This window comes from Dendronalium phyllosphericum CENA369, assembly GCF_016056275.1.
In the GTDB taxonomy this organism is placed as follows: domain Bacteria; phylum Cyanobacteriota; class Cyanobacteriia; order Cyanobacteriales; family Nostocaceae; genus Dendronalium; species Dendronalium phyllosphericum.
On sequence record NZ_JAECZA010000071.1, the window covers coordinates 1 to 23,689 of the forward strand.

At 42.9% G+C, this 23,689-nt stretch carries 22 protein-coding genes; 10 read left to right on the plus strand and 12 right to left on the minus strand.

Translation table 11 applies throughout. The annotated features are described in order from the left end of the window. The 3 genes from I8752_RS15555 to I8752_RS15565 all read right to left on the minus strand — a co-directional run. Positions 1-214 (minus strand): transposase (locus I8752_RS15555; protein WP_214433220.1); only part of this gene is annotated, 214 nt, incomplete at its 3' end. A gap of 214 nt (positions 215-428) precedes the next feature. Beyond that, a complete protein-coding gene (locus tag I8752_RS15560) occupies positions 429-1,091 on the minus strand; it encodes a pentapeptide repeat-containing protein (RefSeq protein ID WP_214433221.1) in 663 nt (220 codons plus the stop codon). Positions 1,092-1,549: 458 nt separating this feature from the next. Next, entirely contained in the window at positions 1,550-2,044 is a 495-nt protein-coding gene (locus tag I8752_RS15565) for a hypothetical protein (protein WP_214433222.1), read from the minus strand. 735 nt (positions 2,045-2,779) lie between these two features. On the opposite strand from I8752_RS15565, the gene aroF reads away from it, so the two are divergent. Further along, positions 2,780-3,652: a 3-deoxy-7-phosphoheptulonate synthase gene (gene aroF / locus I8752_RS15570; RefSeq protein ID WP_214433223.1), complete on the plus strand. Its 873-nt coding sequence runs from the start codon at positions 2,780-2,782 to the stop codon at positions 3,650-3,652. 85 nt (positions 3,653-3,737) lie between these two features. On the opposite strand, the gene I8752_RS15575 is transcribed toward aroF, so the two are convergent. The 5 genes from I8752_RS15575 to I8752_RS15595 form a co-directional block, all read right to left on the minus strand. Next, positions 3,738-4,448: a cadmium resistance transporter gene (locus I8752_RS15575; protein ID WP_214433224.1), complete on the minus strand. Its 711-nt coding sequence runs from the start codon at positions 4,446-4,448 to the stop codon at positions 3,738-3,740. 330 nt (positions 4,449-4,778) lie between these two features. After that, positions 4,779-5,900 (minus strand): geranylgeranyl reductase family protein, encoded by a 1,122-nt coding sequence (locus I8752_RS15580; protein WP_214433225.1) that lies wholly within the window; start codon positions 5,898-5,900, stop codon positions 4,779-4,781. A 408-nt stretch (positions 5,901-6,308) separates the two neighbouring features. Continuing rightward, on the minus strand, positions 6,309-6,857 hold the full coding sequence (gene frr / locus I8752_RS15585; protein ID WP_214433226.1) for a ribosome recycling factor: 549 nt from the start codon (positions 6,855-6,857) through the stop codon (positions 6,309-6,311). Next, a complete protein-coding gene (gene pyrH, locus I8752_RS15590; RefSeq protein ID WP_214433227.1) occupies positions 6,844-7,572 on the minus strand; it encodes a UMP kinase in 729 nt (242 codons plus the stop codon). Before pyrH ends, frr begins: the two co-directional genes overlap by 14 nt. Positions 7,573-7,642: 70 nt before the next feature. Then, complete coding sequence (locus I8752_RS15595; protein WP_214433228.1) at positions 7,643-8,197, minus strand: thioredoxin family protein; 555 nt, start codon at positions 8,195-8,197, stop codon at positions 7,643-7,645. A 530-nt stretch (positions 8,198-8,727) separates the two neighbouring features. Here I8752_RS15595 and I8752_RS15600 point away from each other — a divergent pair. Next, entirely contained in the window at positions 8,728-9,624 is an 897-nt protein-coding gene (locus I8752_RS15600; RefSeq protein WP_214433229.1) for an alpha/beta fold hydrolase, read from the plus strand. A 112-nt stretch (positions 9,625-9,736) separates the two neighbouring features. Here the strand turns inward: I8752_RS15600 and I8752_RS15605 are convergent, their stop codons facing one another. Next, a complete protein-coding gene (locus tag I8752_RS15605) occupies positions 9,737-12,007 on the minus strand; it encodes a RelA/SpoT family protein (protein WP_214433230.1) in 2,271 nt (756 codons plus the stop codon). A 294-nt stretch (positions 12,008-12,301) separates the two neighbouring features. On the opposite strand from I8752_RS15605, the gene patD reads away from it, so the two are divergent. After that, positions 12,302-12,652 (plus strand): heterocyst frequency control protein PatD, encoded by a 351-nt coding sequence (gene patD / locus I8752_RS15610; protein ID WP_214433231.1) that lies wholly within the window; start codon positions 12,302-12,304, stop codon positions 12,650-12,652. 424 nt (positions 12,653-13,076) lie between these two features. Here patD and I8752_RS15615 read toward each other — a convergent pair whose 3' ends face one another. Beyond that, positions 13,077-13,664 (minus strand): TetR/AcrR family transcriptional regulator, encoded by a 588-nt coding sequence (locus I8752_RS15615; RefSeq protein WP_214433239.1) that lies wholly within the window; start codon positions 13,662-13,664, stop codon positions 13,077-13,079. A gap of 219 nt (positions 13,665-13,883) precedes the next feature. Between I8752_RS15615 and I8752_RS15620 the strand changes: the two genes are divergently transcribed. Continuing rightward, positions 13,884-15,488, plus strand: coding sequence for a DHA2 family efflux MFS transporter permease subunit (locus I8752_RS15620; RefSeq protein ID WP_214433232.1), 1,605 nt, complete (start codon positions 13,884-13,886; stop codon positions 15,486-15,488). A gap of 126 nt (positions 15,489-15,614) precedes the next feature. Next, positions 15,615-16,796, plus strand: a complete 1,182-nt coding sequence (locus I8752_RS15625; protein WP_214433240.1) for an aldo/keto reductase — start codon at positions 15,615-15,617, stop codon at positions 16,794-16,796. Positions 16,797-16,894: 98 nt separating this feature from the next. Here I8752_RS15625 and I8752_RS15630 read toward each other — a convergent pair whose 3' ends face one another. Continuing rightward, positions 16,895-18,223 (minus strand): hemolysin family protein, encoded by a 1,329-nt coding sequence (locus I8752_RS15630; RefSeq protein ID WP_214433233.1) that lies wholly within the window; start codon positions 18,221-18,223, stop codon positions 16,895-16,897. A gap of 399 nt (positions 18,224-18,622) precedes the next feature. Here I8752_RS15630 and mfd point away from each other — a divergent pair, with 399 nt between their 5' ends. From mfd to I8752_RS15650, 4 genes are read left to right on the plus strand one after another with little or no spacing between them, the layout of a single operon-like run. After that, positions 18,623-22,177 carry a transcription-repair coupling factor gene (gene mfd, locus I8752_RS15635; RefSeq protein WP_214433234.1) on the plus strand — a complete coding sequence of 1,185 codons (3,555 nt, stop codon included), beginning with the start codon at positions 18,623-18,625 and terminating at the stop codon, positions 22,175-22,177. 41 nt (positions 22,178-22,218) lie between these two features. Beyond that, the gene (locus I8752_RS15640; protein WP_214433235.1) at positions 22,219-22,548 is read left to right on the plus strand and encodes a DUF433 domain-containing protein; all 330 of its coding nucleotides are present in this window, start codon (positions 22,219-22,221) and stop codon (positions 22,546-22,548) included. After that, complete coding sequence (locus I8752_RS15645; RefSeq protein ID WP_214433236.1) at positions 22,545-22,895, plus strand: DUF5615 family PIN-like protein; 351 nt, start codon at positions 22,545-22,547, stop codon at positions 22,893-22,895. The genes I8752_RS15640 and I8752_RS15645 overlap by 4 nt, the downstream gene beginning before the upstream one ends. A 43-nt stretch (positions 22,896-22,938) precedes the next feature. Continuing rightward, a complete protein-coding gene (locus I8752_RS15650) occupies positions 22,939-23,163 on the plus strand; it encodes a DUF433 domain-containing protein (protein WP_214433237.1) in 225 nt (74 codons plus the stop codon). On the opposite strand, the gene I8752_RS15655 is transcribed toward I8752_RS15650, so the two are convergent. Then, positions 23,164-23,304, minus strand: coding sequence for a hypothetical protein (locus tag I8752_RS15655; RefSeq protein WP_214433238.1), 141 nt, complete (start codon positions 23,302-23,304; stop codon positions 23,164-23,166). A 276-nt stretch (positions 23,305-23,580) separates the two neighbouring features. Between I8752_RS15655 and I8752_RS15660 the strand changes: the two genes are divergently transcribed. Next, on the plus strand, positions 23,581-23,689 hold a 109-nt coding region (locus I8752_RS15660; RefSeq protein WP_214433241.1), incomplete at its 3' end, for a DUF4277 domain-containing protein.

The following is a 23,689-nucleotide window of genomic DNA, read 5'->3' on the forward strand; positions in this document are numbered from 1 at the left end:
TGCGGTAATAGTTGTATACCGTTGAACTTGGTGGGAAATCGCCTGGAAGCATATTCCATTGACATCCCGTTTTCAAATGATAATAGATAGCATTGCATATTTCACGCATATCTGTTGTACGTGGATGGCCTCCCTCTTTAGCTGGTGGAATTAAGGGAGACAGGATTTCCCACTCCATATTAGTTAAGTCTGTGGGGTAAAACTTTCGCGCCATGAGTAACTATGTAAATACACTGTCTACAAGGTATCTTATACTTGCCGTAACCTCTTTTTCCTCACTTTTAGATTTACTTTATAAATAGCCTCTAAATACTATTATGCCATTTAGGAATTTTGATTTAATCTCGACTTTAAATTAGGAGATTAAAATCTTAAAGTAATTTTAGATTTTGAATTATTTTATCTAGAATCTCAAATCTCAAATTTTCTCAACTATGAATCTCACCATCAGGCATAATCGCACCAGCTAAGTTAGCACCAATCAGTTTTACTAGTAAGCGTTCGCCAGAGCGAATCCTTGCTCCTGTTAAATCAGCACCGCGCAAATCAGCGCCACTAAGATCCGCACCAATCAAGTTAGCAGAGCGTAAATTTGCTTCTCTCAAATCAGCTAAAAGTAAGTTGGCTCTAAACAAATTAGCTTCCGATAAATTCGCGCCTCTCAGATTAACTTTGTGCATAAAAGTATCACTGAGATCGGCTCCGCTCAAATTAGCATAACTCAAATTTCTGCCAGATAAATCTTTATTACTCAAGTTTGCTCGACTGAAGTCTTTGCCGCTCAAATCAGAACTTTGCTTTGGTGGTTGAGAGGTTTGCGGGTGAGAAGTTTTTGGAGATGATTTTTTCTGTTGAGTTGGTGGATAATTATAGATAGTTTGATGCTTACCATTAAAAGACCGCAATTTATCACGAGCTTCATTAATTGCTTGCAATTTTTCTTGGGCTTTCTTTTGTAAGCGGAGATTGTCTTTAGGAATGCGATCGGGATGCCATACAAAGACCAAATCTTTGTAAGCCTGGTTTACTTCTTCAAGCGTTGCCCCAGGTTCTATTTCTAAGACTCTATAATACCGCTCCAGCTCTCTCATAAGGTGTTTTAGTGGACAACCAAATTAATTATGATTAATGCAACCCTCTATCGGCTTATTCCTTGAGAAAATGTTTTTTTGGCAATGAAATATAGTTTGCAAGTTTTTAGTATTTTAAACTCAGATAACACTGTGCGGTTCGGTAGCAGTTAATTGCATAGTAAATTTGCAAGAAGTAAAATTGACATCCGAATATTATATAAGCGTAGCGCAGCGAACTAAGTCCATCAATAACTCTTTTGTAGGCATACCTAAAAATTCTCTCCTTTCTTGATATACACCAAAACGCTACCGCGATATCAGGATTCACATGAAGTTCTGTGTCAATGTAGGTTAGTTATTGCTAAATTATGCTCGTTTTCTCAAATAAATCTGGATTTTAAGCAACAAATTGAGGTAGTAGCTACTAACCACTCAAAATAATTAAATACGCAACTTCGATGTGAAATAGCTTATCCTTATCTACCCATTTCTCTATTTCTCCATCGATTCATAGCTCTTAAATATGCCGCAACAGGAATTTGATAAACTTCAATAAAAATCCAAATAATAATTGATAAATGCGACAAAAAAGTTAATAACGTCCAGATATATGGCATCCAAGTAATAGGAGCATTAAGAGTAGGAGGAAAATAGTAAGCTACTATGCCAATTAAGGTGGTAGGAAAAATTACAAACGCAATTGCTGCTAACCCATAGCCCCAACCTAATTCCATACCTTCTAACTGAGCTTCAGTCCAATTAAAGCCATTCCAACGCCAAATGAGGGGAGGTTGCCGAGAAGGCATCTTGATTTGCTGTTGTTCGAGGTTGACAGTAAAAATTTCATGGCAGAAGTCACAAGCCATAGCCTCCATCAATGGCATGTGATAAATCTTACCTATCCGACAAACGGGGCAAGGATAAACTCCTTGGGAGTCAAAAGAAGTGGTTAAGATTTTAGAACTGGGCATAATAAAACTAAATATTGCTCAACAAGCGATCGCGTCAATACAGAATTAGTTCGCTAAGGGTATAGGAGAATAGGGGTGTAGGGAAATCTTCTCTGAAATACCCTCACACCCCTTGTTTTGAGTTGTACTGAGTCTATCGCTTTTTTTCAAGGTTGTGCGGGTCTTGACGCTACCAACTGCTTCTGTTATTGTGACCATAATAGAGATGTACATGAAATTTTTAGTTGAACGTCCCAAATAATGTTCATAAGCAGCTACTACTTTTATTTTTGGTTTAAGGCGGTTCACCGGGAGTGAATTAAGTTTCCAGATGGAAACCGCCCGGTGAACCGCAGAGCAAACTCTGCGGTTTTTGTTTTTTAAGGAGCAAAATTTCATCTCATGACCTATTTCATTAGCTGGTTTTATGGCTTTTACTTTTGGCCCAGAGCAAGTTCCGGGTAAATAGCGTCATGCTGATGAATCAGAACGCGCCCGGAACTCAAACGCTCCGGGCTTTTTTGTGGCGCTGGAGACTGGGGAGTAGAGGAGATGAGGGGGATGAGGGAGATGAGGGAGCAGGGGCATGAGGGAGCAGGGGGACAAGGGGACAAGGGAGACAAGGAAGAAATAACAGCTACTCCTACTTACTGCCTACTGACAACTGACAGACGCGATTAATCGCGTCTCTACGTTTTGTACAGACGCGATTAATCGCGTCTCTATGACAACTAACTAATTAAGGAAAACTAAACCATGATTAACGCCAAACTTGCCACACAATTACATTCTAGCCATCAGACAATCGTTAAACTCTCACAAACAGCTGCCTTCGGCGGCAAAGAAGTGATAATTATCGGTGGCCCCTGCGCGGTTGAAAGCTTAGAACAAATGGAAATAGTTGCTCAAAAACTATCTGCTGCGCCCGTACAGGCATTACGTGGCGGTGTTTACAAACCCCGTACCTCTCCCTACGCTTTCCAAGGAATGGGAGAAGAAGGATTGGCAGTTTTAGCCAAGGTGCGATCGCGTTACAATATCCCAGTCATTACCGAAGTTATGTCAATTTCCCAAATTGAAGTAGTCGCCGCCCATGCTGATATGCTTCAAATTGGGAGCCGCAATATGCAAAACTTTGACTTGCTGAAAGCCTTGGGACAAGCTGGTAAGCCAATACTACTCAAGCGAGGTTTAGCAGCGACAATTGAAGAATTCGTTATGGCAGCTGAATATATCTTAAGTCACGGTAATCCTGATGTGGTGCTATGCGAACGGGGTATCCGCAGCTTCGATAATTACACCCGTAATGTCCTAGATTTAGGAGCAGTAGTAGCTCTCAAACAAATAACTCACTTGCCCGTGATTGTAGATCCTTCCCATGCCGTAGGTAAACGGGAACTAGTAGCACCTTTGGCAAAAGCTGCTGTTGCTTGTGGGGCAGATGGTTTAATTATTGAGTGTCACCCAGAACCAGAAAAATCTGTGTCAGATGCGCGTCAAGCGCTTTCTTTAGACGATATGGTAAGTTTGGTTGATAGCTTAAAGCCTGTAGCTGTCGCTGTAGGGCGGAGTATATCGCAAGCAACAGGGGTAGGTTTCAAATCTGCCCCTATTTGTTGTGCGGCTTAAAATTTCACCGCACCAGAATCTCGAACTGGTGCGGTATTTCTGAATTTGTTGGAATCAAACCGAATATCAGTATAATCTGGCAACTTCATCTACTTGAATTTTCCTCGATTTCATTTACACTATCATCGTTTTTCACTAGAATCAGCAAACACAGACAACTAGCAGCCAGCTTTATAAGACTCAAAGCTTCACTTTTTAATACAATAAAAGCCCCCAATCCCATCAACACAAAAGGTATAAGGTTATTACCGTAGCGAGTCAAAATATCAGCTATTATTTTTTGGTGGCTTAACTTGTATGCACCATAGCACCAAACTCCTAATAAAATTAAGAATAAGCTGATAATGACTAAAAAACTGCCTAAGTCGCTACTAGCAAATAATGGCATGTAGACGCTAACATTATCGCTACCATTGGCAATTGTTACTGCTGCTACGCTGTAAGTCTGAGGCGAGAAAAAACTACTAATTGATGAAGCTTCAGGTTGTGTTGTTTCTGCAATCACTTCCTTTGATAAATCTTCTTCTCGATTCACTAAGTTGTTAAGACCGATTGCAATTGGCAGCAAACCGAGTAAGCCAATCCAGTTTTGCGGTATGATTAGTCTCCCAAAAAAACCAGGTAAACTGATAATTATTAGTATTGTGAAACCTAGATATTGACCAACAACAATATGCCGAGGGCGAAAGAAAGCATTTATTTGAGAAAAAAATAGTAATAGAATGACAATATCATCAAAGTTGGTGGCACTAAATGCAACTAATCCTGTGCCAATAGCACTGATTAACCCATTCATATTTTTAGGGTAAATAACCGTAAATAAAACATAAATACTAAAGCTGCTGACTACAAGGTAAACACCCTAAATTAGGATTTGGTCAATATGTCTGATTAATCTTTATAATTCTAGAAATTACAAAGATTAACCATTTGAAAATTTCATGTATTTTTCTATTTGTCTTAGTAGTTAAATAATTAATTTTTTACCACTAAGATACGAAATGAAAATCCAGAATAGGGGAAATATTTCCGGTATTTTTACTCACCTGAAAAAGTTAATCCTAAGTTAGCTCGCTTTGAAACAATACAACTCATCCCGACTTGGAATTACTTACTAATCAATAGACTAACTCCCAAAACCGGGAATTAAACGCTTGAGGGCACGACCAGCAACGTCACTATAGCGCAGTTCGCCACACAGTATCTTACCCATAATTTGGGCCCCAGAAGGACGTTTCACACCAACTTTATAGCCAATACCAGGAAAGCGATAGAATGCTCCAGCTATTTTTTGTGCCCAGGCCATATCACTACCCCATTGTTCGTTAATGGCTTGGCTGTATTGTTCTAAAGCGTTGATATTACCAGAAAGCGCGCGATCGATAAATTCTGCTGCCAGCAAGCCAGTAAAAATTGAGGGGCGAATGCCTTCTGCGGTCATAGGATCGACTACGCAAGCGGCTTCTCCAGCCAAAACAGCATTTTGAGTATGTAACTTTTGAATACCATCCCAAATACACAGGGGATGACCATATTGCTTGCTAATTTTGATATCTACATTAAATGATTTAGCATACTCATCCAAAATCTTTTTAAAATCCTGGGGTTCACCACCAATGAACGTCCCCACACCAATTGAATAACCATCAGCTTTAGGGAAGTTCCAGATGTAGCCGTTTTTAACCAAGCCAAACTCGAAATGAATTGTAGATTTGTTTTCTACTACCGCTGGAACCTCTGCTTCCAAAGCTCCTGCTAGGCGACGTTTACGTTGTTTGAAGCCCAACCACTTTGCCATTGGGCCTTTAGCACCATCAGCAGCAATCAAATAGCGACCTGTAACTGAACCATTGGCTGTGTTTACTTGCCAATAATCGCTTTTAAACTCAATTCCTGTAACTTCCGTATTATCGCGTAGTTCCGCTCCTTGCTTCTGCGCTTGCTGCACAAGGAAATGGTCAAAAACATCTCGCCGTACCATCCAAACTGGGTCTTTAGTTTCGATTTTTGCTTCCACAGGGTCGCCCAATTTCCAGGTGAAGCGCAGGGAGTCTGCCTTCACAGAAATAGCTGGGCTAAAATCAAAATCAAACCATTGAGCGATCGCTGGTGACACACCACCACCACATGGTTTATATCTTGGTAGGGATTCTTTTTCCAAAACTAATACTGAGCGACCCTTCTTAGCTAAGTGATATGCTGCTGTTCCACCAGCTGGGCCAGCACCGACGATGATGATGTCATACATTGCTGAATATTTGCTCCTCAATCTAATTGATTTTTGAGTGTATCTTGTACTCTACACGGATAAGACTGACGCGATGATACGAAAAACCAAAGATTTGGATAAGGGATACAAGGGTACTACATAGGAAAAATCTTTATACTTGCACGCGCTTACCCCTAAGCCCAATAAACTTGCTGCGTAATACCAATTCTCTAAAATCCAGCAACAGATTCAAATCCTGAAACTCCTACTGAATCTGACTTTTTTAATTACGAATTGGTATAAGTTCTATACTTGTAGCGATTACACATTTTTTGCTAATTATTCAGCAACGTTTATCAATTTTTAGTAAAGACTAAAAAAGGATGAAATCAAGTGTGAAAGCTGAATAATTTATACTTCCACACTTGATTTTTCATCCTTCAACCTTTAGACAGTTGTGATATCTTTTTCTTTTTCTGCTAATAGTTCATCTATTCTGGCAGTGTACTTGTTTGTCAGTTTTTGCAACTTGTCTTGTTGGTCTTTCGATTCATCTTCAGAGATTTCAGAGGCTTTCTCTTGTTTGCGAATCGTATCTAAAGCATCGCGGCGGATGTTGCGAATAGCAACACGACCTTCTTCAGCATACTTCGCAGCGATTTTGACTAGTTCTTTACGGCGATCGCTTGTTAGGGGCGGAATGTTTAACCGAATTACAGAACCGTCATTACTGGGCGTTAAACCCACATCTGAAAGGGAAATCGCCTTCTCGACTATATTTAAACTGCTGCGATCGTAGGGTTGAATCAAAATCGTTGTGGCATCCGGCGTGGTGATATTTGCCAACGATTTCAAAGGTGTGGGCGAACCGTAGTAGTCCACCTGTACTTTATCTAGTAAATTCGCATTGGCGCGACCAGTGCGAATCGTGTTAAAAGCCCGTTGAGTTGAATCAACGGTTTTTTGCATCGTACTCTCAGCTTCAGCTAATTTCACAAGAACCTCCCACAAGGGTGCCGATAGATTCTCCCATGACTGCACGGTGGATATTACCTCTCACCGTGAGGTCAAATACCAGAATTGGGATATTATTCTCTTTACATAAGGCAATCGCTGTACTATCCATCACCCGCAAATCTTTAGTCAGAACATGTGCGTAGGTGAGGCTGGTGTAGCGTTTGGCATCAGGATAGATATGGGGATCGGCATCGTATACTCCGTCTACCTTGGTGGCTTTAAAAATCACTTCCGCATCAATTTCTGCGGCTCTCAATGCCGCAGTTGTATCAGTAGTAAAGAAGGGATTTCCCGAACCAGCACCAAAAATTACCACCCGTCCTTTTTCTAGATGGCGGATGGCACGACGACGGATATACGGTTCCGCTAATTCTTGCATAGCGATCGCGGTTTGTACCCGCGTCTGTACCCCTATTCGCTCTAGCGAATCTTGTAGCGTCATGGCATTCATTACCGTGGCAATCATCCCTATGTAGTCAGCGGTTGCCCTGTCCATACCCGCCGACGCAGCTTTGACACCTCGAAAAATATTGCCGCCGCCAACGACGATGGCGATCTGAACGCCAGTGGCTACTACCTCTGCTACTTCTTGGCCTATCTCTTTGACCACTTCTGGGTCAATGCCATAGCCCATGTTGCCCATTAAGGCTTCACCGCTTAGTTTAAGTAAAACCCGTCGGTAATTCGTTCCCATGAAGTTACGCTTTATCAAAAAAGTTGCAATTGCCTCCAATTTAAGATAGCAGTACAGTGCCTATCTATGTCTAGTTCCGCCAGATTAATGAAGTTCCAACTGGTTCTGTTTCTGAAAGGTTAATAGCTTGATTTTTGAACAGACAGGCGATCGCATTTCTCAAATAATCCTCTTTTGTTGATGATGACTGTTGAGGATCGTTGTCAATTTGACCTTTGTAGCGCACTATACCATCACTATCGATTAAAAAAGCCATTGGTGTTTTACTAGCACCAAAACTACGAGTAACATCTTGGGTTGAATCCCATAAATAGGGAAAGTTTAATTGATAAAGTTGGGCAAAAGTTTTCATATTATCAAAGCTTTCCGTCGATACCTGAGTGGCATCGTTGCCGTTCATACCAATCAATGTAAAACCACTTGCCGCAAATTCCGCTTGAATATTTTTTAGCCTGTCTAGATATAAGCCGACATAAGGACAGTGGTTGCACATAAAAATAACGCCCACTGCACTGAATCTTTCTAGATAACGGCTGAGATGGTGTACCCGCTCGTCAATTCCTGGCAGTTCAAAATCTGGTGCGTAACTACCAACAGGAGTATAAACTGTTTCTAGTATAGTCATCTTCTTTGACCGCAAGGAACTAGGAAAAAACATTTAGGTGAAACTCAGTTTCACTTTTCAGGTGCAAACCAACTTTTAGCCGATGCTTGATACCCAACAATTTTATAGATCCCCTCGGCTCCCGTAAATTGTAAAACTACTGAATCTACTACCGTTGTTAAATCTGTTACACAATATAAAGTTCTCTGGGAATTTTCATAAATGCCCTATAATCTGCTACATTCCCCAACCTAGATTGTTATTACCCCTTTGTACTCAAGATATTTCAGATCGAAGGTATCAGCTTGTATTAGTGTAAAAAGCTTATCTGTAAAGGCTTTTCCATAAAATTGAATGTTTCAACAATTTCACGTAAATTTGTTTACGTGAGATGTAATAAAAATATCATGTTCTTTTAATAAAAATTACTTGTTGTCTTTGGAAAAATCAGTAATATAACGAAATGTGAAATATCATAAATAGAAGCAACATTAAAATTTAAAAAAGACATCACAGAAATTGGAAATAGTGCCAATACTCAAGTTTTTACTATGACAAGTTTTACTACTGCATTTACCTCAACAAAAACTTGGATTTGGCAAGGTTTCCCTATCTGCTACCAAACCCAAGGAACTGCTGGCCCGGCTGTGATTTTAGTACATGGCTTTGGGGCTTCATGGTGGCACTGGCGCAAAAATATACCGATGCTAGCGGAAAATTGCCGTGTTTATGCCATTGATTTAATTGGCTTTGGCGGTTCAGCCAAACCCGAACCAGGTGAAAAAATTGCCTACACGCTAGAAACTTGGGGACAGCAAGTAGCAGATTTTTGCCGCGAAGTGGTGGGTGAACCTGCTTTTTTAGTAGGAAATTCTATTGGCTGTATCGTAGCCATGCAAGCAGCAGTAAGTAACCCGGATATTGCCTTGGGAGTTGCTTTGCTTAACTGTTCTCTACGTTTATTGCACGATCGCAAACGGGCAACTCTACCTTGGTCGCGTCGTTTTGGAGCGCCCTTGCTACAGCGCCTATTATCTATTAAACCGATTGGCAGCTTCTTTTTCAATCAAGTTGCTAAACCGAAAACAGTACGAAAGATTTTGCTAAAAGCCTACGCTAATTCTGAAATAGTGACAGATGAGTTGGTAGACATTTTAACTGCACCAGCTAGCGATCCCGGTGCTGTAGCTGTATTCCTTGCCTTTACTGCCTATTCTACAGGGCCTTTACCTGAAGACCTTTTGCCAGTACTACCTTGTCCTGCCATTATTTTATGGGGAACAGCTGACCCTTGGGAACCAGTGGAGTTAGGTAGGGAGTTAGCCAACTTTCCCCAAGTACTCAAGTTTATTCCTTTAGAAGGCGTTGGTCACTGTCCTCAGGATGAAGCACCTGAAATAGTGAACCCCATCCTCAAAGATTGGATTCACAGTTCTGTAGAGTACTGAGTCAGTTGTCGTAGAGACGCGATTAATCGCGTCTGTACAAGAGTCAGTGGTCAGTTGTCAGAAGGCAGAAGGTAATCTTTCTTCCCCTGCTCCCCCTGCTTCCCTACTTCAACTACTCGTCTATTTGACCCACACGGCGGATATTTAGGATGTCACTCATTTTCTTAATTTGGATAAATACTTGTTCTAGTTGAGAGCGATCGCGTATATCTATTCCTAAGTCCATTAATGCTGGTTGACCAGTAGCAGTTTTTACCTGGGCATGACGGACGTTGATTCCTTGGTCGCTCAATCTTGACAAGATATCCTTTAAAACTCCCACGCGATCGAGTGCTTCAATTTGAATATCTACTGGGTAAGTGTGATGACAACCGTTATGTTCGGCTGCTGGATTCCACCTTACTGGTACTAGACGCTCGTACTCGACATTTTCCAGATTATGACAGCCTTGGCGATGAATAGAAATTCCTCTGCCGCGTGTGACTACACCAATAATTGGTTCGCCAGGAATCGGCGTACAACACCCAGCTAAATGATAAACCAATCCTTCTACGCCAATAATTGGGGAATCAGTTGAGCGGCAAGTAAATGGCGTTATGTCCCGCAAGGCTTTGGGTGTACTAGCTTCTTTCGGGAGAAATGGGGGTGTAATAGTAGCTGGCTGTTGTGCCTTGACTACATCTCGCCAGCGGTTTAACACTAAGTTCAGGGTCACTTCGCCATAACCCAAACCAGCAAGTAAATCTTCTACGCTGTGATAATTACACTTTTCGGAGACAGTTTGCATCGCTTCTGATTTCAACAGGCTATCAAAACCAGTTTTACCAAGTTCTTTTTCTAACAATTCCCGTCCGCGGGTGACATTTTCTTCGCGGCGCGATCGCTTGTACCATTGTTTAATTCGATACTTGGCTGCCGAAGTTCTGACGAAGTTTAACCAATCTAAACTCGGATGGCAGTTCTTTTGGGTCATCACCTCTACAATGTCGCCATTTTGCAACCGCGTAGACAGTGGAACCATCCGCCCATTTACCCGCGCCCCTGCACAGTGGTTGCCCACCTCTGTATGAATCCGATAAGCAAAATCTATGCTGGTAGAACCAGGACTCAAGGGTACAACATCCCCCTTAGGGGTGAAGACATAGACATCATCTTCAAATAGATTATCTTTGACGCTGTCGAGATACTCTTGAGCATCCTTGAGATCGCTTTGCCATTCCAGCAACTGCCGCAACCAAGTAAACTTTTCATCTGTTGCTGTCAGGCTACTGATAGAACTACCTGTTTCTTTGTACTTCCAATGAGCCGCAATTCCATACTCGGCAACGTGATGCATTTCTATTGTCCGGATTTGCACCTCCAAAGGACGACCTGTCAAACCGATTACCCCAGTATGCAAGGACTGGTAACGGTTGGGCTTTGGCAATCCAATGTAGTCTTTGAATCTACCAGGGATTGGGCGAAAAGCATCGTGAACTACCGCCAAAGCCCGATAACATTCCTCATTGGTCTGAACAATAATTCGTAGCGCTGCCAAATCGTAAATTTCATGAAATTCCTTTTGCTGCCGCTGCATTTTTTGATAAATGCTATAAAGGTGCTTGGGACGACCGCTGATATCTTGGCAGTGAATTCCGGCTTGCTGCAAACGTTCCCGCAAAATTTCTGTAGCTTTTGCCAATTTCTCTTCTCTAGCCGTCCGTTTTTCGGAAACATGCTGCTGCATTTGGCGGAAAGCTTCCGGTTCCAGATATTTAAAAGCCAAATCTTCGAGTTCCCACTTAATCCGCCAAATACCCAAGCGATTGGCTAGAGGTGCGAAGATATCTCGCGTTTCCTGGGCACTACGGCGGCGGCTGGCTTCTGACATATACTGCAAAGTTCGCATGTTATGCAAACGGTCTGCCAGTTTCACCACAATTACCCTGATGTCTTGCGCCATTGCTAAAAACATCCGCCGGAAGTTTTCGGCTTGGCTTTCTGTTTTGCTTTTAAAATTGATTTTAGAAAGTTTAGTGACACCTTCTACTAATTGCCGTACTTCTGGGCCAAAACGCTCTTCTATTTCTTCAATTGTGACATCTGTATCTTCAACTACATCATGGAGAAATCCAGCTGCTATCATAGCAGGACTGCCTCCTAAATCGCGTAGTAATCCAGCCACAGCAACAGGATGACTGATGTATAATTCTCCTGATTTGCGGTATTGACCCTGATGCAATTGGTAAGCGAATTCAAATGCCCTACCAATTAAAACCATATCGTTATGCCTTCGGTCGTCTGCCGCTGTGCTGTTATTTGCCGCCGACGACTCCTTCAAACATTTTTTTAACCATTCTGGCAGGGCAAGATCGATTGAGGAATTAATAGCTATGCTGCTCATACTATCGAAACTATTGGGGATCGGTGAATGGGTGGGATATGGAAACAACTGACAGCACTGCTGTTAGTAGATGCTGTTGCCCAGAGACGGGTAGAAAAAATAGTGTCGGGACGATTCCTTAAGACCTATAGTAATCATCCTGTGTGAGTTTAAAGGAGCATAATGCCGGAAGTTTGCTGATGGCAAATAAAGCCTCAAAGCATAATTTGAGGCTTGTGATTTTAATAAAAAACTGTGAAAGTTTATTTTAGAAGAAATATTTCTTGACATTAATACTATCTTAACTAGCACTGGATGTCTCTGAATCTTGAGAAATATCAGGCACTAGCAACCTTGCTAGAGGAATTACGCCTTGATGTCACCACTACCCAACTGAATACACCCGATGAACTGCGACAGCGGTTGGCTGCTTTGCAGCAAATGTATCAGCAGCAAATTGTGCCTTTGACTGAAGAAGACTCGCGGGTGCAGTCTTATCGAACGGAAATTAGCAAGCAATTGCGATTGTTGGAAATAGATGTGATGTTTTTTCAAGGGGCACGGCAGGCATCAACTGTAAAAACGAGACTTCAGACAATTGGCGATCGCCTAACGACTCTCATCCAGTACTGTGATGCTATCCTCCAACAACAAAAGAATAAGTAAAAATGACAATTGCTCTCCTTTTTATTCTGGTTATTTTATCATCCCATCTATAAATTGCAGCGCACAGTTATTTTTGCAACAACTCTCAATTCATTTAGAAGTGCTGAGTGCTAAGTGCTGAGTGCTGAGTGTGGAGAGGTGCAAGGTCTTGCGCTTTTAGTGAGTACTGAGTGTGGAGTGCTGAGGAAATGACGTGACAAAAGTCAGGGGATCGTAACTTTTTTGATGAATCTAATTTGATATCGTGTCACTTAAGTCAGGGGATCGTAACTTTTCATTACTCCAGTCAGACGCGCCATAGCCCTTCTTCTCCTAACTCAGCAACGCCACCTGCTACCCTGCGGAAAGCCGCAGAAGCGTCTACAGCACTCCTTTGTACAGACGCGATTAATCGCGTCTCTACTTAGCACTCAGAACTCAGCACTCAGCCAATGCCTTTTAACAGAAGATTTATAGTACGCCGCATGTACGCTGCTACTGGCTCAGGCGTGGGTTTAAAGATGAGTGCATAATACAGCGAGCCGCTCACTAAATCGATAATTAAGTCAATGTCCGCATCATGTTGAATTTCACCTCTGGACTTGGCACGTTCCAGTACTTTGGCAAAGACTTCACGCCGAGGCATCGTGTATTTTGTCCAGTAGACTTGGGCAAACTGGGGATTACTGGATGCTGTACTGATAATTAAAGCGAGTGTCTGACGACCAAGGGGACTCAGTATTTTTTTGGCTGCATTATTAATCAAAATATCCATGTCTCCCCAAAAGCTACCCGTATCCGCTATCGGGAAAACTTCCCTGAGACTTTCAATTGCATCCGCTACTAGTTCTTCTTTAGAAGTGTAACGGCGATAAATAGTCGTTTTACCGACTCCAGCACGAGAAGCGATCGCTTCTATGCTCATGCTCTGATATCCTACTTCCGCCAGCAAATCTAAAGTCGCTTGCAGAATAGCTTGGTCAGCATGGGCACTACGCGGTCGCCCAGAGGGGCTGTTGATTTGCTTACTCATGAAAACATCTTCCCTAAGCAATGTCATCTTTGCAACTTCCTCCTCACCTTTTCCATCTCAAGACCTCTTGACCAATTTATATACGATACGCTACCGTAGCGTATAAATAATAAATATTTACATTTACATTTTCCGGCCGCTATTGCTCTGACTCCTCGTCAGCATTAACTGTTGGCAGGGTTAAGTTTCAAGGTCAGGGAAATATTACTTTGGCTACCAATGTCTACTAACTTTAAACGTTCCGCTCAGACTCAGCTTGCAACAACCAATGAGGGTTATATCCAGGGGCCTTTAAAGTGGGCGATCGCCTTTACTGCTTCCCTTGGTGCAATTTTAGAAGTAATTGATACTAGTATTGTCAACGTAGCCCTGACTGACATCCAGGCTACTCTTGGTGCAACTGTTAGTGAGGTGGGCTGGGTTGTGACTGGATATGCGATCGCTAACGTCGTCTTGATTCCGTTATCAGCTTGGCTGGGAGATTACTTTGGAAAAAAGTCTTATTTTATCTTCTCGTTGATTGGTTTTACGCTTGCTTCAATTTTATGCGGATTAGCTTTCAATCTACCAATGTTGGTTCTTTCCCGAATTCTCCAAGGTTTATGTGGAGGTGGGTTACTAGCTAAAGCCCAAGCGATTTTGTTCGAGACTTTTCCACCAGCAGAGCAAGGTCTTGCTCAAGCAGTTTTTGGCGTAGGCGTGATTGCTGGGCCAGCAATTGGCCCCACCCTCGGAGGATTTTTGGTAGATGGTTTGGGCTGGCGTTGGATTTTCTTTGTGAACCTACCTTTTGGGATTTTAGCAGTGGTGATGGCATCGCTATTTTTGCCAAAAGATGTAGATAAAAGCAAAGCCCAGAATCAAGCTATTGATTGGTGGGGAATTGGATTTTTAATCATTGCTATCGGCTGCTTGCAAACAATGTTAGAAGAAGGAGAACAAGATGATTGGTTTTCTTCCGGTTTCATAACTACTCTGGGTGTCCTCAGTGTTATTGGGCTGGGGCTATTTATTTGGCGAGAACTGATAACAGCCTACCCAGCAGTGGAATTAAGAGTTTTACGCCACCGTTCTTTATCAGCAGGAAGTTTGCTCTCGGCGTTGGTGGGTATGGGGCTTTATGGGACACTCTTTGCCGTACCGATTTTCGCACAGAGCGTACTACACTTTACAGCAACGCAAACAGGACTGTTACTAGCACCTGGTGCTTTAGCGTCCGCGATCGTCATGGTTTTATTAGGCAAGTTGTCTAGCATAATTGATGCTAGAGCCTTAATTGCCATGGGTGCTGTTGGAACATCTGGAGTTATGTTTCAACTAGCAGCAATTACCCCCCAAAGCGGTACAGATGACTTATTTTGGCCATTGGTATGGCGCGGCGCTTTTACTGTTTTGATGTTTCTTCCTTTGAGTCTGGCAACTTTAGGGCCGCTACCTAAACATGATATTTCTGCTGGTTCCGGTTTTTACAACCTCACCCGACAACTAGGTGGCAGTATTGGCATTGCCTTACTCACAACTCTGCTTGACCGACGCGAGGCTTTTCATCGAGCTCTTCTATTAGAAAAACTTAGTCCTTATGACATAGAAACTAATCAGCGCCTTGACTTGCTCAGTGGAGCACTCCAAAGCCAGGGCATGGATGCAACAACAGCTCAACAACAAGCACTAGCTTTAATCAGTCAAATAGTAGATACCCAAGCTGCCATTTTATCTTTTGCAGATATCTTTCGAGTTGTAGGAGTGGCGTTTCTCTGCTCATTGCCCTTGTTACTATTCCTAGGCAAAGGCAGAGCAGGAGCGAAAGCCCCAATGGCTCACTGACGGGGAGCAGAGGGGCAAGGGAGATAAAATCACTAACAACTGATTCTTGTACAGACGCGATTAATTGCGTCTCTACGACAACTGTCCTGCTAGATTGAGATTGGCAAGGACTCGAACATCTACATGATGCTGTATAGACGATTTGGACGCACAGAATTACAGATGCCGGTGTTTTCCTGCGGCGGCATGAGATACCAATTTAAATGGCAAGATGTCCCTCAGTCAGAAATTCCTGCGGGTAATCAAAAAAATTTGGAAGCAACTATTCGACGAGCGGTAGAGGTTGGTATTAATCATATTGAAACTGCTCGCGGTTATGGTAGTTCTGAAATGCAGTTGGGAAAAATACTACCTACGCTTCCGCGAGAAAAGTTAATTGTTCAGACTAAAGTTAATCCTGTTGCAGATGCCAAAGAATTCCGACAGACTTTTGAACAATCATTGCGAAATCTTCAACTAGATTATGTTGACTTATTAGGGTTACATGGCATTAATCATGATGAGTCTTTAGAGTACAGCATCCGTTCTGGTGGCTGTTTGGAAGTAGCAAAACAATTGCAAGCAGAAGGGAAAGTTAGATTTATTGGTTTTTCTACTCATGGGTCTACAGATACAATTGTGCAGACAATTAAGACTAATCAATTTGATTATGTAAACTTGCATTGGTACTACATTAATCAATGGAATTGGGCAGCAATTGAAGCGGCTACCCATCAAGATATGGGAGTTTTTATTATTAGCCCTTCTGATAAAGGAGGAAAGTTATATAATCCCCCCGCAAAATTAGTCAATCTTTGCGCCCCGTTGAGTCCGATGGTGTTTAACGATCTATTTTGTCTGAGTCATCAACAGGTGCATACCCTGAGTATCGGAGCAGCAAAACCGCAAGATTTTGACGAACATCTTAAGACTTTAAATTTATTAGATCGTTCATCAGAAATTTTGCCACCTATTTTGGCAAGGTTAGAAGAGGAAGCGATCGCCACTTTCGGAGAAGATTGGGTAAAAACCTGGGAAACCAATTTACCCACTTGGGAGGAAACGCCAGGGCAAGTAAATATTCGAGTAATTTTATGGCTATTGAATTTAGCGATCGCCTACGATTTAGTAGACTACGCCAAAATGCGCTACAACTTACTTGGCAATGGTAGCCACTGGTTTCCTGGTAACAAAGCAGATCGCTTAGATGAACTAGACTTGCGGCAATGTCTTGCACACAGCCCTCATGGCGAGAAGATCCCCCAGTTTTTGGCGCAAGCGCATCAGCTTTTGGCGGGTGAAGAAGTCAAACGTCTATCTCGGACTTAGAGAGTGGGGAGTTAGTACGGGCGAACGGCCGTTCGCCCGTACAGGAGTTAAGAATTTTAATATTTTCCAATTCCTAGTCCCTAATCCCCAATCCCCAGTTATTCAGATTTTGTCGCATCCACTGCTTGACTAGCCACTGGCACAACTAGTACTTTATCAACGCGGTTGCCATCCATATCCATTACTTCAATACGCATACCCTGCCATTCAAAATGATCTGCTGCTGCGGGGATACGTCCTAAATGGGTAATGACAAAACCACCTAAGGTTTGATAGCTGCCTCGCTCTTCCGATTCCCACTCTTCCATACCGAAAAGTTCCAAAAAGTCTTCTACAGCTAACATCCCATCTAAAAGCCAGGAACCATCTTCCCGTTGTACGGCTTGGGGATTTTCCTGATCGTCAGCATTAGGAACATCACCGACAATTTCGCTCATGATGTCATTAAGAGTGACTAATCCTTGAATCACGCCGTATTCATCGACTACTAGCGCCATGTGAGTGATGGTTTGCTTGAATAGTTCCAAAACTTTTAAGCCACGGGTGCTTTCTGGCACAAATACAGGCTGACGCAATCCCACTGTCAAGTCTAGGGAATCGCCTCGGAAACTCCGAGCTAATAAATCGGTAACTGGGATCACACCCAGCACATTATCTAGTCCTCCTTGACAAACTGGATATCGAGAATAGGCACTTTCGACCATCTTCTCTCGGTTTTCTTCGGCAGAGTCCTCCAAATCCAGCCAAACAATATCAGGACGGGGTGTCATAAAAGAACTGGCTGGGCGATCGCCTAGGCGAAATACTCGCTCCACCATATCCTGTTCGGCTTCCTCAAAGGTTCCTGCTTCTGTACCTTGTTCGATGAGGATTTTAATTTCTTCCTCAGTGACTTGTGGTTCGACAGAGGGTGTAATACCTAACACTCGCAGCACTAGTTCCGTAGAAGCACTTAAAAGATAAACTGCTGGAGAAGCAAGTGCTGCTAAAGCTCGCATCGGAATAGCTACAATTGCTGCAATTTTTTCTGGATTATTCAATGCCAGACGCTTTGGCACGAGTTCGCCAATAATTAGCGACAAATAAGTGATCAGCAAAACTACTATTCCGAAGGAAATTGGTTCGCTATAAGGTGCTAAAAAAGGTACAAGTCGGATATATACTGCCAGTCGAGTGGCAATTGTTGCTCCTCCAAAAGCACCAGTTAAAATACCGATTAAGGAAATACCTACTTGAACAGTTGACAGGAAATGGTTTGGCGACTCCGCTAGTTTCAATGCTGCTCTTGCCTTAGCGTCCCCTTGATTGGCAAGTTGCTGTAGCCTTACCTTACGTGCTGAGACAATCGCCATCTCAGACATAGAAAATACACCGTTGGCAATAATTAGTACCAAAATGATGAAAACTTCAAAAGTGATGGAGGACATGTTTAGAATTGGCGCTATCAAGAGCGAACGTAGCTCAATCTCTAGTATCTAGTATTAAAGGTGCTGTCATAAATGCTTTGACTATCTACAAAATAGTAATTTGATTTTTTGCTTTACATATGTAGTCATTTCGTGTTCGGTTAAACAGCGATTGTGAAGGCTGATTTTGGGCAAAGGAGCAGGGGAGCAGGGGAGCAGGGGGAGAAAAATTACAGACAAGGGTTAATCGCGTGACTCTTGGAAAGACAAGGGTTAATCGCGTCTCTACGAAAGCTAGTAGATATTAGCTATTATTCTTCCACAGAAATAAGAACAGGGCTATTAACACTTTTAAAATGGAGGACATAAACTGACTCTAAATTTTCTTATCTCCAACGACTTCCTCCTCTAGTAAAACTTATGGCATTTTCTTCTATTGTGCGTGCCTTGGCGCGATCGCCCCTCAGTACTGAACTACTTTCTAAGCTAAATCGGCAACAAGATTTGCAGCTAAATGGTATCCCTCGCCTACCCAAAGGCTTGGTGGCTTCGGCATTGGCACAAAATTCAGAAAAGAATTTATTTGTAGTGTGTGCCACTTTAGAGGAAGCTGGACGCGCTTTTGCACAGTTGGAGGCGATGGGCTGGAAAAGCGTACATTTTTACCCAACATCCGAAGCATCTCCTTACGAACCCTTTGACCCCGAAACTGAGATGACTTGGGGGCAAATGCAAGTTTTAGCAGATTTGGTTAGTGGTCAGTGGTCAGTGGTCAGTGGTCAGTTGCAACAAACAACTGACAACGGACAACTGACAAAGATGGCAATTGTTGCTACTGCTGGGGCCTTACAACCTCATCTACCACCTCCGCAAGCCTTTACACCCTTCTGTCTTACCCTGAAGCGGGGGATGGAATTTGACTTAGATAGCTTTGGCGAAAAAATAACTACTTTGGGGTACGAACGCGTACCTCTGGTGGAAACAGAAGGGCAGTGGAGTCGGCGCGGTGATATTGTTGATGTCTTCCCTGTTGCGTCGGAGTTGCCAGTACGACTGGAATGGTTTGGCGACGAAATCGAGAAAATCCGGGAATTTGATGCCGCAACTCAACGTTCCGCCCTTGACAAAATTGACCAGTTGATACTAACTCCTACTAGTTTTGCTCCTATTGTGTTGGAAGCACTCAAAAACAGTGCTGAGTTCCGAGTGCTGAGTGCTGAGTTGAGTAGTGGCTCAGAATTTAGCGCTGAAGACTCAGCACTCCTAGAAGGTAGTCGGCGCTTTTTAGGGTTGGCTTTTGAAAAACCAGCCTCTTTACTTGATTATTTACCAGAAAATACTCTAATTGCCATTGATGAGCCAGAACAGTGTCACGCTCATAGCGATCGCTGGGTGGAAAATGCAGAAGAACAGTGGTCAATTCTCGTAGAGACGCGATCAATCGCGTCTGTACAAGAGTCAGTTGTAGATGGACTGCCGAAAATTCATCGGTCTTTTGATGAGTGTTTGGCTGATGTTGCCAAGTTTAAAACGTTATATTTGTCAGAATTGGCGGAGGAAAATAGTGGTATAAATTTGGCTAGTCGGTCTGTACCAGTTACGCCGCACCAGTTTGGCAAACTTGCAGAAACACTCAGAAAAGAGCGCGATCGCAATTTCTCTATCTGGTTAATTTCCGCTCAACCTTCGCGTTCTGTTTCTCTGTTGCAAGAACACGATTGTCCGGCGCAGTTTATTCCTAATCCCAGAGACTACCAAGCAATTGACAAGCTGCAAATCAACCATACACCCGTAGCACTGAAATATTCCGGGCTGGCTGAACTTGAAGGCTTTATTCTGCCTACCTACCGCTTGATAGTCGTCACCGACCGCGAATTTTATGGACAGCACTCCCTAGCAACTCCCGGTTATATCCGCAAGCGTCGCAAAGCTACTTCTAAGCAAGTTGACCCGAATAAGCTACGTCCGGGTGATTATGTGGTTCACAGAAGCCACGGAATTGGCAAGTTTGTCAAGTTAGAAAGTCTAACGATTAACGACGAAACCCGCGATTACATCGTCGTGCAGTATGCTGATGGACTACTCAGAGTCGCAGCCGACCAAGTAGGTTCTCTGTCCCGGTTCCGCGCCACTGCTGATAAAGCCCCAGAACTCCACAAGATGACTGGTAAGGCTTGGGACAATACTAAAAACCGAGTCCGCAAAGCGATTAAGAAATTAGCGGTGGACTTGCTGAAATTGTATGCAGCGCGATCGCAACAAGAAGGGTTTGCATTTCCACATGATATGCCTTGGCAAGAGGAACTAGAAGATTCTTTCCCCTACCAACCCACCACAGATCAGCTTAAAGCCGTGCAAGATGTTAAACGCGATATGGAAAGCGATCGCCCGATGGATCGTTTGGTTTGCGGTGATGTCGGTTTCGGGAAAACAGAAGTCGCTATTCGTGCCATTTTCAAAGCTGTGACTTCTGGTAAACAAGTCGCACTTTTAGCACCTACTACTATCCTGACTCAGCAACACTACCACACCCTTAAAGAACGCTTTGCACCCTACCCTGTAAACGTCGGTTTACTCAACCGTTTCCGCACCGCTGAAGAACGCCGTGAAATTCAAAAGCGATTAGCAACGGGCGAATTAGATGTAGTCGTGGGTACGCACCAACTTTTAGGTAAAGGCGTGTCTTTCAAAGATTTAGGACTGTTGGTAGTGGATGAAGAACAGCGGTTTGGGGTGAACCAAAAAGAGAAAATTAAAAGCTTGAAAACTCAAGTTGACGTGTTGACTCTTTCCGCTACTCCCATTCCTCGTACTCTGTACATGTCTTTGTCGGGAATTCGGGAAATGAGTTTGATTACCACACCACCCCCAACCAGAAGACCAATTCAAACCCATCTCGCACCGCTGAACCCGGAAAGCGTCCGCAGTGCGATTCGCCAAGAATTAGACAGAGGCGGACAGGTGTTTTATGTAGTACCGCGAGTTGAAGGTATTGAAGAGACAACCGCCAATTTGCGAGAAATGATAACGGGGGGAAGGTTTGCGATCGCCCACGGTCAAATGGATGAAAGCGAGTTAGAATCAACCATGCTCACCTTCAGTAATGGTGAGGCAGATATTCTCGTTTGTACGACGATTATCGAATCTGGTTTAGATATTCCGCGAGTCAACACCATCTTAATTGAAGATGCTCACCGCTTTGGCTTGGCACAGCTTTATCAGTTGCGCGGACGTGTGGGACGTGCTGGCATTCAGGCTCATGCTTGGCTATTTTACCCGAAGCAGCGGGCGTTATCTGACGCGGCAAGGCAGAGGTTACGGGCAATTCAAGAATTCACGCAGCTAGGTTCTGGCTATCAGCTAGCAATGCGCGACATGGAAATTCGGGGTGTAGGTAACTTGTTGGGTGCAGAACAATCCGGTCAAATGGATGCGATCGGTTTTGATTTGTATATGGAAATGTTAGAGGAATCAATTCGAGAAATTCGCGGACAAGAAATTCCTAAGGTTGATGATACTCAAATCGACCTCAATCTCACAGCATTTATCCCTGCCGATTACATCCCCGACTTAGATCAAAAGATGAGTGCTTACCGTGCGGTAGCAGGAGCAAAATCGAAAGAAGAATTAACCCAAATTGCTGGGGAGTGGGGCGATCGCTATGGTACTTTACCAGTGCCAGCAAATCAACTTTTGCGCGTCATGGAACTCAAACAGTTAGCGAAAAAGTTAGGATTTAGCCGCATTAAACCCGAAAATAAACAGCACGTTGTTTTAGAAACGCCGATGGAAGAACCTGCTTGGAATTTATTAGCAGCGAACTTACCAGAACATCTCAAAACGCGTTTTGTTTTCTCTCCCGGTAAAGTTACAGTCCGCGGTTTAGCTGTGATGAAAGCAGACCAACAATTGCAAAGTTTAATTGATGCTATGGGGAGAATGCAGGGGGCGATCGCTGAGGCAGTTGTAATTTGAACTGTAATTTTTAATATTAAAAGTAGAGTCAAAACAAATCTATGTCAGTTGTAACAGCTAAATCTTACGTAGAATATCGTCAAGATGCTTATTGGGTTGCAGGAACTCGAATTTCCTTAGACTCAATAGTTTATGCATTCCGAAAAGGATTATCACCTGAAAGCATTGTTAATTCTTTTCCTTTACTGACACTCGAACAAGTTTATGGAGCGATCGCGTTTTATCTAGCCAATCGTGCTGAGATTGATGCTTACCTAGTAGCTGAGGAAGCAGCATTTGATGCTATGCCTCAACCACTACAAACTGCCGATCCTGCTTTGTACAACAAACTCAAGACAGCCAAAGCAACAAGACAACAGGTAGATTCGTGAATGTTAGCTACCAAGCCGATGCTGATTTGAATCAGGCGATTGTCACAGGAGTTCTGCGACGAGAACCTACCATTGACTTCCAAACTGCCTTAGCTGCTGGATTAGAAGGTTTAAAAGATTCTGAAGTATTGGCGAAGGCAGCACAGCAGGGACGTATCTTGGTCAGTCACGATCGTAAAACAATGCCATTAGAGTTTGCTGAGTTCATCACCAGCAATCATAGTGCAGGAGTGATTATTGTTTCCCAAAAGCTACCAGTTGAAGTCGTTATCGAAGAACTGCTGATAATTTGGGCGATATCCAGCGCCCAAGAGTGGGTCGATCGGATTGCAAAGCTTCCTCTGTGAGAGAGGCTAACAATCCCAATTACCAATTATAAAGTAAAACCCTATGCCAGAATTACTTAGAAGAATTACAGTTAATCCCAAACAATGTGGTGGTCGCCCATGCATTCGGGGCATGAGAATTAGGGTGTCAGATGTATTGGACTTATTTGCTACTGGACTGAGTGCTGAACAAATCTTAGAAGAAATGCCCGATCTTCAAGCAGACGATCTCAAGGCAGCACTTCTATACGCCTCGCGTAAGCTTAATCATCCAGTATTAGTGGCATGACTATCTGGGTAGATGCACATCTGTCACCTGCAATCGCAACTTGATTGAGGCTTTAGGAAAAATCAGGGCGCGATCGCTTAGGCTGTTACTATTTGCTGGTTTCAGAGTTTTAAAACGTCTGCTAATATAAGGCTCTATCATTTAGAGATTTTTAAGTATACAAAGGTGATGAGTCTCCAAAATTTGCCGCTTAATTCCAAAAAGTTGGAAGCATTTATCCCACATTCCGCACCTAAAACTGGCACACAGAGAAAGCAGTAAGTAAATTCAGACTATTGGTAAAAATTGAGACAATAAAAACCGAGAAGTAAAGTTAATAGCCAGAATCAGGGTAGAAGTCAAAAAATAAATAAAATTAGCACTCTATAAGCTTCCATCATGAAAAGCTAAAAATAGTTGATGGGAAATAGTGTGAAAATGAATTCGCCCTTGAATATTGAAGTAAAAAATTTAGATCACCTGGGGATAGTAGCAGGAATCATTGATGAAATAGAGTTGGTAGACCAAATAAATAAAATACTGGGAC

What these genes read in the sequence shown, in the direction of transcription:
- I8752_RS15560 (WP_214433221.1), bottom strand. Translation starts at nt 1,091, where the DNA reads ATGAGAGAGCTGGAGCGGTATTATAGAGTCTTAGAAATAGAACCTGGG.
- I8752_RS15565 (WP_214433222.1), bottom strand. Translation starts at nt 2,044, where the DNA reads ATGCCCAGTTCTAAAATCTTAACCACTTCTTTTGACTCCCAAGGAGTT.
- aroF (WP_214433223.1), top strand. Translation starts at nt 2,780, where the DNA reads ATGATTAACGCCAAACTTGCCACACAATTACATTCTAGCCATCAGACA.
- I8752_RS15575 (WP_214433224.1), bottom strand. Translation starts at nt 4,448, where the DNA reads ATGAATGGGTTAATCAGTGCTATTGGCACAGGATTAGTTGCATTTAGT.
- I8752_RS15580 (WP_214433225.1), bottom strand. Translation starts at nt 5,900, where the DNA reads ATGTATGACATCATCATCGTCGGTGCTGGCCCAGCTGGTGGAACAGCA.
- pyrH (WP_214433227.1), bottom strand. Translation starts at nt 7,572, where the DNA reads ATGGGAACGAATTACCGACGGGTTTTACTTAAACTAAGCGGTGAAGCC.
- I8752_RS15595 (WP_214433228.1), bottom strand. Translation starts at nt 8,197, where the DNA reads ATGACTATACTAGAAACAGTTTATACTCCTGTTGGTAGTTACGCACCA.
- I8752_RS15600 (WP_214433229.1), top strand. Translation starts at nt 8,728, where the DNA reads ATGACAAGTTTTACTACTGCATTTACCTCAACAAAAACTTGGATTTGG.
- I8752_RS15605 (WP_214433230.1), bottom strand. Translation starts at nt 12,007, where the DNA reads ATGAGCAGCATAGCTATTAATTCCTCAATCGATCTTGCCCTGCCAGAA.
- patD (WP_214433231.1), top strand. Translation starts at nt 12,302, where the DNA reads ATGTCTCTGAATCTTGAGAAATATCAGGCACTAGCAACCTTGCTAGAG.
- I8752_RS15615 (WP_214433239.1), bottom strand. Translation starts at nt 13,664, where the DNA reads ATGAGTAAGCAAATCAACAGCCCCTCTGGGCGACCGCGTAGTGCCCAT.
- I8752_RS15620 (WP_214433232.1), top strand. Translation starts at nt 13,884, where the DNA reads ATGTCTACTAACTTTAAACGTTCCGCTCAGACTCAGCTTGCAACAACC.
- I8752_RS15625 (WP_214433240.1), top strand. Translation starts at nt 15,615, where the DNA reads ATGCTGTATAGACGATTTGGACGCACAGAATTACAGATGCCGGTGTTT.
- I8752_RS15630 (WP_214433233.1), bottom strand. Translation starts at nt 18,223, where the DNA reads ATGTCCTCCATCACTTTTGAAGTTTTCATCATTTTGGTACTAATTATT.
- mfd (WP_214433234.1), top strand. Translation starts at nt 18,623, where the DNA reads ATGGCATTTTCTTCTATTGTGCGTGCCTTGGCGCGATCGCCCCTCAGT.
- I8752_RS15640 (WP_214433235.1), top strand. Translation starts at nt 22,219, where the DNA reads ATGTCAGTTGTAACAGCTAAATCTTACGTAGAATATCGTCAAGATGCT.
- I8752_RS15650 (WP_214433237.1), top strand. Translation starts at nt 22,939, where the DNA reads ATGCCAGAATTACTTAGAAGAATTACAGTTAATCCCAAACAATGTGGT.
- I8752_RS15655 (WP_214433238.1), bottom strand. Translation starts at nt 23,304, where the DNA reads ATGATAGAGCCTTATATTAGCAGACGTTTTAAAACTCTGAAACCAGCA.